We start from the raw sequence: 10,130 nt of genomic DNA, 5'->3' as shown, positions 1-10,130 counted from the left end.
CGGCTCGGTTCGTCGCAATATGCCCGATCCGGTTCCCGTCATGGTGCTTGGCAGGCTGGCGGTAGATCGACGGGCACAAGGCATCAAACTGGGGGCAGCCATGCTGCAAGACGCGGTGAATCGGGCCATTACCGTGTCGCAGAACACTGGAGTTCGCGCTTTGCTGGTTCATGCGCTCCACGAACGCGCCAAACAGTTCTATGAGCACTACGGCTTTCAGGAGTCACCACAACATCCGATGACGTTGATGCTGCGCCTGAGTACCGTCAAAGCTTGATTACTCCACGCAGGTATAATTTTCGGGCTATATGCAAAAAGAGGTTGACCAGAGATTGCGAGGGGGCGGCGGGAGAAATACCTGTCGCGTGCAAGAACTTGTTGACCTAGGTCATTCTCAACATGTGCCGTTATGTGCAAAGCAGGGCTGAGCAAGCAGCCTGGGCACGAGAATCAGATTCTTTAGCCAGCCCGCCTATCACACACCCATTAGACCTGTGATTACGAACGGCGGCTGGGCAGCGTAGCGGACCTTTCCGTGCATCTTGTGGAGGAGTAATACCGACCCGGAAGCTGACGTTCAGTTATGGCACCGCGATCTACAGGAGCTCGGCCATTGCCGACAAACCGTTTCACTCTGTAGAAAGACTGCATAGATGCACATTCCTGACAATACGTTGTAACAAGTCGCTATCGATATTGATGCCGCAATGGACGCATTCCGACCGGGGCCCACGCCCGCTCCGCCACTTGGCTTTGGGAGCCACGATGGATGGCAAACGAATCAATCATTTGACCATCCCTTGCAAATGGTTATAGGCCTAGATATTTTGGCCTATTGCACTTGCCCAAGAAATGGGCTAATAAACGGGCTAATAAGCCCAAAATTTGCAATCTGGATTCCAGTCAGGACTTCTTGGCCCGAGGGCGGGGAAAGTGATGGAGTCCTTCTGTCCGCCGAAAAGAGGCTATCCATGGATGACCATCGGCAGTTCGAAGTTGAAAACGGCCAGGCGAAAAGCCTTTGGTACGCGCATGCTATGGAGCAGCTCGTTGAGGTGGTCCAGAAGCTTTCGCTTGCGCGCGATCTTGGAACGATAATGGATATCGTCCGTCATGCCGCCCGTAGCATTACAGGGGCTGATGGCGCGACATTCGTTTTGCGGGACGGAGACAAATGCTTTTACGCCGAGGAAGATGCCATCAGTCCTTTATGGAAAGGGCAGCGCTTTCCGATGAGCGCCTGCATCAGTGGTTGGGCCATGCTGAATCGGCAGGCTGCCGTGATCGAAGATATCTATGCCGATCCGCGCATCCCGGCTGACGCTTATCGCCCCACCTTTGTTAAGAGCCTCGCGATGGTGCCAATCCGCACGATCGACCCCGTTGGCGCAATCGGCAACTATTGGGGAGTCCATCACCATCCAACGCCGGAACAGGTCAAGCTGCTACAGGCCCTGGCCGATACCACTGCCGTGGCAATGGAGAACGTGCGCATCTACTCGGAACTGGAGCAGCGCGTGCAGCAGCGAACGTCGGAGCTGCAAGCGATACTTGATAATGTCCAGGTGGGCATAGCCTTTGTGGTCAATGACCGCATGGCACAAGTCAATCCTAAGGCGGTCGAGATTTTCGGCTATTCGACGCCTCAAGATATGCAAGGTATCTCACTGCAAGAAATTCTGGTCGGGCAGGATCAATCGTCATTGCCTTCTGAATTAGCCAAGACGTCTCTTGCTGGCGGCAATGTGTTCAATATCGAAACAAAACTCTTACGGCGCAATGGGGCCGAGTTTTGGAGCCACCTGATGGCCAAATCCGTTGATGGCAGCGCCCAGAGCAATCGTAATATCTGGGTGATCGACGATATCAGCGAAGCGAAATCCAAAGAAAAATTGCTCGATGATTTGCGCGTGACGGCGGAGTTGGCGAATCGCGCGAAGGATTCATTCCTGGCCACGATGAGCCATGAAATTCGTACGCCGCTCACCGGAATGCTAGGCATGCTGGAATTGCTTTCATTAACTTCGCTGGATGGCGAACAGCGCGAGACCTTGGAGGCCGCCTGGGATTCCGGCAGAGGGTTGCTGCGCATCGTCAGTGACATTCTGGATTGGTCGAAGATTGAAGAAGGGAAGCTCGAGCTTGCACCGCGACCGACTTCCATTGAACAGCTTCTTAAGGATATCGTTAATGCTTATTCGCGAGTTGCCAGTGCCCAATCCTTGGTGCTTTGGCAGCACGCAGATTCCCGACTGAATTCTGCCTATATCGTGGATGCCCTGCGCCTCTCCCAGGTGCTCAATAACTTCGTCAGCAATGCGATTAAGTTTACCAAGGCGGGCGAAATTGAAGTGCGGGCAGAGCTCGTCGAACATCTCGACAGTGGGGATCGCATTCGTTTCTCGGTTAAAGATACCGGCGTCGGTATCGCCAGGGAAGTGCAGGACCGGCTCTTCCAGCGCTATCGTCAGGGAAGTGCGGACACTGCGCGAATATACGGCGGCACAGGTCTTGGGTTATCTATCTGTAAGCGTCTTGCTGATCTGATGGACGGGCAAGTCGGCCTCGAGAGCGAACCCGGACATGGGGCGGTCTTCAGCCTCACCCTGACCCTGCCAATATCGGGCTTGCCAGGCGAAACCGTAAAAAACATGTATCCCGAGGTCAAGCAAAGGGAAGTGCAGCCGCTGTTCGTGGACAGCGCTAATGCTCCCATGGTGTTGGCTGTCGACGACCATCCAATCAACAGAGATTTGTTGGCTCGCCAGATCAGGCTCCTTGGGCTGCGCACTGAAACTGCAGAGAATGGAAAGGTTGCGCTCGACATGTGGCAGAAGGGGGGATATGCCATGATTATTACGGACTGCCACATGCCGGAGATGGATGGCTATGCGCTTGCCAGGGAAGTGCGGAAGATGGAGGCTTCTGCGCCGCTGCCGCGTACGCCGGTCGTTGCCTGGACGGCCAACGCGCTTGCCGAAGAATCGAATCGCTGCCGAGGATCCGGAATAGATGATCTTCTGGTCAAGCCTGCCGATATGAAACAGCTTAGATCTGTCCTGGCAAAATGGCTCGATATTCCTGCAGCCGGCGGTAAGGAGGCCGGGGCCCTGTTTGATCTCAAAGTATTGGGCATGATCGTGAGCGATGAGGCATCGCAATTGCAGGTACTGCACGATTTTCTCCGGCATATTCAGGCAGACAATGGGAAGCTCCCCGGCTTGTTCGAAACGGGAAGCCTAGAGGATATTGAGAGTATCGCGCATAAGATGAAAGGGGCGAGCCGCATGGTCGGCGCAACAAATATTGCCGAGGCATGCGAAGCAATGGAGAGTGCGGCCAAGGCGGGGGACTTGGCGCAAGCGAATTCAGCCAGGTCAGGGCTGGAGGATGCGATTTCCCGGGCGGCATCCTTTATTACCTCGGGAAGAAAATTGTGAAGGCCTCGGCGCTCAATGTCCTGATCGTGGAGGACGACGAGTTCCAGCGCCGTATCACAGCGCGCATCTTGGAGTCGATTGGTGTTGCTTCAGTCCACCAAGCCGGAAATGGAAAGGAGGCGCTCGACATCATTCGCGGCGCCAACGCCCGACCTATCGATGTTGCGCTTTGCGATCTAAACATGCCCGAAATGGATGGCATGGAGTTCCTTAGGCATCTCGGCGAGGGAAAACACATAATCTCCGTCATTCTGACAAGCGCCCTAGACGGCAAGCTGCTCTCTTCTGTAGCCAGGATGGCCACGCTGTACGGCATCAAGCTCCTCGGGACCATTGAGAAGCCCGTTCAGTTGTCGAATCTGGAAGTGCTTATTGCCAAGCACGATGGATCGACACTGGAACGAGGAGGGGGCGATGACAGAAGGTTCTCGCTCGAAGAAATTCTGCAGGCAGTGGAGGGCGATCAGTTCGAACCTTATTTCCAGGCAAAGGTCGACCTAAGGTCGGGCAGGCTGGTTGGGGCGGAAGCCTTGGCGAGATGGCTCCATCCGCAGCACGGCGTGATAAGTCCGGGAGTTTTTATCCCACCTCTTGAAGAGACCCGGAACATTGATCAACTTACTTTCCGCATTCTTGAGAAAACGGCTGCGGCATGCCGCACTTTCCACGAACAAGGTCACATTCTGGCCATATCAGTCAATCTCTCTCTTGCGTCTTTGGATGACACCTCCCTCGCCGACCGCATCACTGCGCTAGTCAGGGCGTCGGGTATCGATCCTCAACATTTGGTTTTGGAGATTACCGAGTCTGCCGCCATGACCAATGTGGCGCCCGCCTTGGAGAACCTCGCCCGGCTATGCATGAACGGCTTTTCGCTTTCCATTGATGACTATGGGACAGGCGCCTCCAACCTGCAGCAACTCACGCGTATCGCATTTAGCGAGCTCAAGATAGACCAGTCTTTCGTCAAGGATTTTTCGGAGAATCAAGCGCTGATGGTCGTGGTCAGGTCGAGCATCGACATGGCGCACAAGCTCAACGTCAAAAGCGTGGCGGAGGGCGTCGAAACAAGACGGGATTGTGAAGCGCTGAAGGCGGCCGGGTGCGATACAATACAAGGCTATTACATATCCAAGCCGTTGGACAGGCAGGCATTCTCCGAATTCATGAAGACTTATCGTCCGGATCTGCTGTTGGCCTGAACTACCGCTTCTCCTGCGCGGAGGAAAATTAATGTGCTCGTTGTGGACGATGACAATTTCTTCCGCAAGATCATCCTGCAGGTGCTTCGCGACCTCGGATATACGGATGTGCTTGAGGCAGAGAGGGGGCCCCAGTATCAGGGGTATTCCACGGGCAGGGCAGCCTACCCTGCAAGCGCGTGTATTGCCGGAGCCGTGCCAGAGTTTCTCGGCGTCGTGCCTCGTTCCTATCTCTATTGTGGACCCTGGAACAAGGGAAAGCTGACGGGGCAGAAGCCTCCTCTGAAGCTCAAGGAGATCTGGGCTATCCGTATACGGCTACAGTTGGGCAACCATACGAGGGGGTTGGCCCTATTCAATCTGGCCATTGATAGCAAGCTTCGTGGATGTGATCTGGTCGCTTTACGGGTGAAGGACGTGGCCCATGGTGGCCAGATCGCTCGCCGCGCCATCATCCTGCAGCGCAAGACCCAGAGACCGGTTCAGTTCGAAATTACTGATCAAACCCGGGAATCCCTGGCGACCTGGATCGCCAAGGCTGATTTGAAGCCCGAGTAGTATCTTTTTCCCAGCCGGCTAAGGGCATCCCCACATATGTCCACCCGTCAATATGCCAGGATCGTTGATCGGTGGGTGAGCTCCATTGGTCTTGATCCCACGACGTATGGTACCCTCAGCATGCGCCGGACCAAGGCGACCCTTATTTACAAGCTCAGGTCAATTCATTTAATTTATGAATGGTTTATTTCGAAGATCATTCACCGGGTGGCTATGCAGCCCGCCCGTCTACTCCACATCAAGGATAGAGCACCATGGGTTTTAACGGCTTTCGAACCTGCCGCCTCCGCGATCCGCTCTTATGGATAAGCATCGCGCTGCTGATGAGTTTTGCGGGTGGCGCCAATGCCACTGGCATCGCGCAAATCATCCACGCACGCAAGGTGCACTTCAGGACACTCGGCAGGACCGACAAGTTTCTGCGGGATCAGATGGATCGCTCGCACCTGAATTGGCGCCTGATCCAAGTGGACGCGAGGCAAATTGCCGTGCTCGCCGATTCCCTGCCCACATGGTTTCCTGCGGGCAGCGGGAAAGGGCATGGGGTCGGCACCCGAGCGAGCCGGGAAATCTGGGCGAAACCCGCTGCGTTCACCCAGGCCGCACAGAGAATGCGAATCAGCGCACAAAACATGACGCGGGACGCCGCAGACCACGACCTTCACGCGCTCACATTGGATACCAGGAGCCTCGGTCAGTCCTGCGACAGTTGCCATCGGGTTTTCCGCACGCACAGCGGCTGGTGGTGATGCATGGTCAATACGGGGGGTTCAGTTCGAAAGCGCGTTCGAGTCTGGGATCTGCCGACGAGGATCTGGCACTGGAGCATCCTGATTCTGTTCGCGACCTGCTGGTGGACCGCGGACACCGATCACATGCGATGGCACCTGTTCGCCGGCTACGGAGTCCTCGGTGTCGTGTCTTTTCGGATTTTGTGGGGTTTTTGCGGCGGACAGACTGCCAGGTTCAGCAGTTTCGTTCGCGGACCCGCGGGCGTCTGGCGCTATGCCCGCAAGCTCTGCGATCGCGATCGCTATGAGTCACTCGGTCACAATCCGCTGGGTGCACTCAGTATCATCGTAATGCTGAGCCTTTTGCTGCTGCAAACGATTCTCGGTCTATTCGCGGTCAATAACGACGGCGGCTCCTCAGGTCCATTGTCCCAGTGGGTCTCTTACACGACCGGACGGCGTTTCGCACATTGGCACGCCGACAATTTCAATCTCCTTTTGCTCCTCATTGGTCTGCATCTCACCGCGATCGTATTCTACCGCCTGGTTCGCGGAGAGAACCTGGTGTCGGCCATGATTCATGGCTACAAGTCGCACCGATCATCCGGTGAAACTCCGTATTTCGTGCCGCTGTGGCGCGCGGTACTGCTCGCCGTCCCGATTCTCATCGGGATCGTATTGTTGGCGAGAATCTAATGACAGCGAGGGGTATAATAAAAATAGGCGGCGCCGCGCAGACCGGTGAATTCAAATGTGTACCCCCACCCCATGCCCTGGCGATGAACATGGAACTAAAAGATCACATCAAGCCCCTGATTGAGGAAAAGGAGTTTATTGCTGACGTCCGTGAAGCGCAACTATCGCAACAGGCTTTGAGGCGAGTATTTGCGGTAAAGAAAACGTTTGTAGACGTCAGCTTCAGACAATCCGAGATCTCACAGTGTTACTTCCGGAATTGCCGATTTATTAGATGTGATTTCACGGGCACAAGCATCTCCAGGTCAAATTTCCATGGTTCGCAATACGAGGAATGCAAATTTAATTATTCTACGTGGGAGCACACAATTCTAGATGAAGAATTTCTGGACAATTGTCTTCCGAGTGAAGAGAACCTAGCACGTGATCTTGTTCGCAGCCTACGAGTTAATTTCGGCCAAATCGGAGACTATTCGGCCGTAAACAAAGCCGCTTCAATTGAGGTAGCCCTTACGGGGCTGCATCTATTTCATGCCGCCTACTCAAGGCAGTCTTATTACCGCGCCAAGTACAAAGGTTGGAGTCGCTTTGTTCATGGCGTACGCCATGCCAAGTGGAAGGCCTTAGATTTGCTTTGGGGAAATGGGGAAAGTCTCTATCGAATTGTTGCCTGCGGTTTGTTCGTGGTCGTTGCTGGTGCCGCACTTCTATCGTGGAAAGACCCACTATTCTCTTGGCCAGCTTCGCTTCGAGTCGTCGCAACGGCATTTTGGGGAAGTAACACCACGCCGCCTGTCCCGGGGGATTACTTGGCGGTGCTTACCGCTGTTCGATTCATTCTCTTTGGTCTGTTCATGGCAATCCTAATCAAGCGGCTGTCTAGGCGATGAACCACGAACTCTATGTCTTTGGCTCGGTTGCGAGGGGTGAAGTGAGCCCGACCTCGGACATCGATATCTTGGTAATACCATTCACAAGTGACCGCTCTCTATTCCCGGCAGAGTGGAGCATCTATTCGCCTGAGCTTGTCGAGGACTATTTCCGCAAGGGCCGACTCTTCGCGTGGCATCTTCATCTTGAGGCTCAGTGTATTTTTACTCCAAATAAAACCTCGTTCTTGGATGCTTTGGGTGCCCCTGCACCTTATTCAACGATGGCACAAGATATTCGAGAACTAGAAATCCTACTCAGGGAAGCCATTGAGGAAATTAAATCTGGAACAAATAGCTTGGTCTACGAGTTGGGGATCGTTTACACAGCCGTCAGAGACATCGCAATGTCGGTATCCTGGGCTCTCCTGGGAGCCCCCAGTTTTTCCAGGCGTGCTCCGTACGAGCTTCCGGCGCCATGCCCCTTATCATTCATGGCTTATGAAAACGCCATGCTGGCGCGACACTGGTCAACCCGGGGAGTGGAAATTAGCATTGATCTTGAAAGGACCGCTCAAGAAGTTGTCCGGGCACCTTGGACGCAATGGGTTGAATCACTGAGGGAAGCACAATGACAAATACTTTTCTCAACCGAGTATCGGCTGAGCGTCGTGTTCTATCAGTGGTTAACGGGAGATTCTCCCGCACCAACCAGCTCACTGGGCTTTCTAGGGTGGCCATTGCCAAGTGGTGTGCAAGTGTCGGGCTTGAACGCACCGTTTCAATCAAACCTATCTTGCTCTCGCTTGCTGAAAAATGTCAGCGGTTGTCTGATCGCAGCAACGAGACATTTCATCAAATAGAGCAGCATGCTGCCGCCAGCATTGAGCGGCATCTTGTTGAGTTAGAGGGAGAATTAGAGAGATGCATGTGAGGGCTAACAACGCCATCAACGCGGACAGTGAAAAGCAGCGCTCCTTCGTCGCACCGCTTTTCACTGCCGGTTATGGTGAACGTTAGGCCTCAAATATGGGGCGCTACTTCATTTTCCCAGAAAATATCAAGCAGAAATTCAAAAATGAAATCTAATTCAAAAAATAAAAAAATTGGGCGCAACGATCCTTGCTATTGCGGATCAAACATCAAATATAAAAAGTGCCACCTAAACAGGCACCTACAACCGGAGGTGACAGAGGGGGAGGTAAAGGGCTTTGCATCCAAGCAACGAGTTGCAAAAACATGCTTTCATTCATCCGCCGACGGAGCCAACTGTAGCGGGAAAATCATTGAAGCACATACGGTATCTAAAAGTGGATCCCTTCGACGCATCGCCAGAAACGGAAAGGTGTACAACTTTAAACCAAATATAAATTCATTATTCAAAAACAATGGAAAACTTGACTGCCAAGAGGTTGGAATTGGCCAAGCATCAACGTTTCCCGGCTTTTGCGCGCATCATGATAAACAACTATTTTCGCCAATAGAAGATCAGGAGTTTGAGGCCACTGCATATAATGCCACACTGCTTGGCTATAGAGCAATCGCCCGTGAAATCTATGCGAAACAGCATCAAAGTGGCGGGATACCTTTTCTAAAGACGATGGATAAAGGCAAGCCTGAATTTATTCAGAAGGCACTACAGAGCACCGCAGGGTTTTATGAGCACGGCGTCGATCTTGGTCTTCAAGATTTACTGTCAATCAAGGGCTCATATGATGAGGCATTTCAATCCAACGACTTCGCCCCATCACAATTCGTCATTATTGAGTTCACGGAAACTCCGCACATACTTTTCTCAGGTGCGATTTATCCCGAGTACGACTTCTCTGGAAATCAGCTGCAAGAATTGTCGAAGGCAGGTCCACTTGACGGAATTTCAATGAATGCCATTGCAACCACAAAAGGTGGGGCCATTTCATTTCAATGGTTCGGCGAGTCTTCGACCAACAAGCGCTTCATTCAATCCCTTCTTGCCTTGCCTGAAAATGCTTGGGCCAACGCAATAACACAACTCGTATTCGAGTTTATAGAAAACCTCTTCATTTCACCTGACTGGTGGGACAGGCTGAACCTATCACTTAAACAATCTCTCGAAAAGAGAGTGATGCACATTCTCAGTCATGAGCAAAACTGCCTAGTGCCCGATGGTTCCGATTATTTCATATGGGGCAATCCAACAGTTTCAAAAAATATCCCAGAATAGTCAACGAGCAATTCAAGAGTCAATTTTTTCTGCACTTATTAATTGTCAACACCATGCCGCCACTGCAAGGCCTAACTCGGCGTTCAACGCGGACCGTTAGCTGGGGCGTTATAGCTGAATACCGCTTAGATAGTACCAACTTATTTTGCACGCATTAAATGGGCCAGTATTTTTTAATAATGGCCAACTTTATAATGACTGCCACCGAGATATTTACGGAATTTATTGATAATTTGAAAATTGATATTGCCGATCAGATTGGCATTCGTTATGGCGAGATTGCATCAAGCCTGAACAAGAAATTTCGAGACTCAGATTCCAATAAAGCTAACAGCTTGCAAGTTTGTTCTTATGGTCGATGGACAGCGATTAAAGGCAATACTGTTTAGATAGTTTGTTTTCTGTCAGAATGGTTGCCATGTTCTGCTTCT

General features: G+C 52.5%; 11 protein-coding genes. All 11 read left to right on the top strand.

Annotated elements, in window-relative coordinates; genetic code table 11:
• The coding region (locus Q0C48_RS08040; protein ID WP_291523228.1) for a GNAT family N-acetyltransferase at positions 1-277 on the top strand (277 nt) is incomplete at its 5' end.
• Positions 278-971: 694 nt separating this feature from the next.
• On the top strand, positions 972-3,440 hold the full coding sequence (locus Q0C48_RS08035; protein WP_291523226.1) for an ATP-binding protein: 2,469 nt from the start codon (positions 972-974) through the stop codon (positions 3,438-3,440).
• Entirely contained in the window at positions 3,437-4,642 is a 1,206-nt protein-coding gene (locus Q0C48_RS08030; protein ID WP_291523224.1) for an EAL domain-containing response regulator, read from the top strand. The genes Q0C48_RS08035 and Q0C48_RS08030 overlap by 4 nt, the downstream gene beginning before the upstream one ends.
• A 33-nt stretch (positions 4,643-4,675) precedes the next feature.
• Complete coding sequence (locus Q0C48_RS08025) at positions 4,676-5,200, top strand: hypothetical protein (protein ID WP_291523222.1); 525 nt, start codon at positions 4,676-4,678, stop codon at positions 5,198-5,200.
• A gap of 254 nt (positions 5,201-5,454) precedes the next feature.
• On the top strand, positions 5,455-5,949 hold the full coding sequence (locus Q0C48_RS08020) for a cytochrome c (protein WP_291523221.1): 495 nt from the start codon (positions 5,455-5,457) through the stop codon (positions 5,947-5,949).
• A gap of 3 nt (positions 5,950-5,952) precedes the next feature.
• Positions 5,953-6,627: a cytochrome b/b6 domain-containing protein gene (locus Q0C48_RS08015; RefSeq protein WP_291523220.1), complete on the top strand. Its 675-nt coding sequence runs from the start codon at positions 5,953-5,955 to the stop codon at positions 6,625-6,627.
• 89 nt (positions 6,628-6,716) lie between these two features.
• Positions 6,717-7,517, top strand: a complete 801-nt coding sequence (locus Q0C48_RS08010; RefSeq protein ID WP_291523219.1) for a pentapeptide repeat-containing protein — start codon at positions 6,717-6,719, stop codon at positions 7,515-7,517.
• Positions 7,514-8,131, top strand: a complete 618-nt coding sequence (locus tag Q0C48_RS08005; RefSeq protein WP_291523217.1) for a nucleotidyltransferase family protein — start codon at positions 7,514-7,516, stop codon at positions 8,129-8,131. Before Q0C48_RS08010 ends, Q0C48_RS08005 begins: the two co-directional genes overlap by 4 nt.
• Positions 8,128-8,430 carry a hypothetical protein gene (locus Q0C48_RS08000; protein WP_291523215.1) on the top strand — a complete coding sequence of 101 codons (303 nt, stop codon included), beginning with the start codon at positions 8,128-8,130 and terminating at the stop codon, positions 8,428-8,430. The genes Q0C48_RS08005 and Q0C48_RS08000 overlap by 4 nt, the downstream gene beginning before the upstream one ends.
• A 144-nt stretch (positions 8,431-8,574) precedes the next feature.
• The gene (locus Q0C48_RS07995) at positions 8,575-9,699 is read left to right on the top strand and encodes an SEC-C metal-binding domain-containing protein (RefSeq protein ID WP_291523213.1); all 1,125 of its coding nucleotides are present in this window, start codon (positions 8,575-8,577) and stop codon (positions 9,697-9,699) included.
• 194 nt (positions 9,700-9,893) lie between these two features.
• Entirely contained in the window at positions 9,894-10,088 is a 195-nt protein-coding gene (locus Q0C48_RS07990) for a hypothetical protein (RefSeq protein WP_291523212.1), read from the top strand.
• Positions 10,089-10,130: the final 42 nt, after the last annotated feature.

Origin of the sequence: Acidithiobacillus sp., assembly GCF_023255755.1 — a bacterium.
GTDB lineage: Bacteria > Pseudomonadota > Gammaproteobacteria > Acidithiobacillales > Acidithiobacillaceae > Acidithiobacillus.
This window is presented reverse-complemented; position numbering and strand designations above follow the sequence as displayed.

What these genes read in the sequence shown, in the direction of transcription:
- Q0C48_RS08035 (WP_291523226.1), top strand. Translation starts at nt 972, where the DNA reads ATGGATGACCATCGGCAGTTCGAAGTTGAAAACGGCCAGGCGAAAAGC.
- Q0C48_RS08020 (WP_291523221.1), top strand. Translation starts at nt 5,455, where the DNA reads ATGGGTTTTAACGGCTTTCGAACCTGCCGCCTCCGCGATCCGCTCTTA.
- Q0C48_RS08015 (WP_291523220.1), top strand. Translation starts at nt 5,953, where the DNA reads ATGGTCAATACGGGGGGTTCAGTTCGAAAGCGCGTTCGAGTCTGGGAT.
- Q0C48_RS08010 (WP_291523219.1), top strand. Translation starts at nt 6,717, where the DNA reads ATGGAACTAAAAGATCACATCAAGCCCCTGATTGAGGAAAAGGAGTTT.
- Q0C48_RS08005 (WP_291523217.1), top strand. Translation starts at nt 7,514, where the DNA reads ATGAACCACGAACTCTATGTCTTTGGCTCGGTTGCGAGGGGTGAAGTG.
- Q0C48_RS08000 (WP_291523215.1), top strand. Translation starts at nt 8,128, where the DNA reads ATGACAAATACTTTTCTCAACCGAGTATCGGCTGAGCGTCGTGTTCTA.
- Q0C48_RS07995 (WP_291523213.1), top strand. Translation starts at nt 8,575, where the DNA reads ATGAAATCTAATTCAAAAAATAAAAAAATTGGGCGCAACGATCCTTGC.
- Q0C48_RS07990 (WP_291523212.1), top strand. Translation starts at nt 9,894, where the DNA reads ATGACTGCCACCGAGATATTTACGGAATTTATTGATAATTTGAAAATT.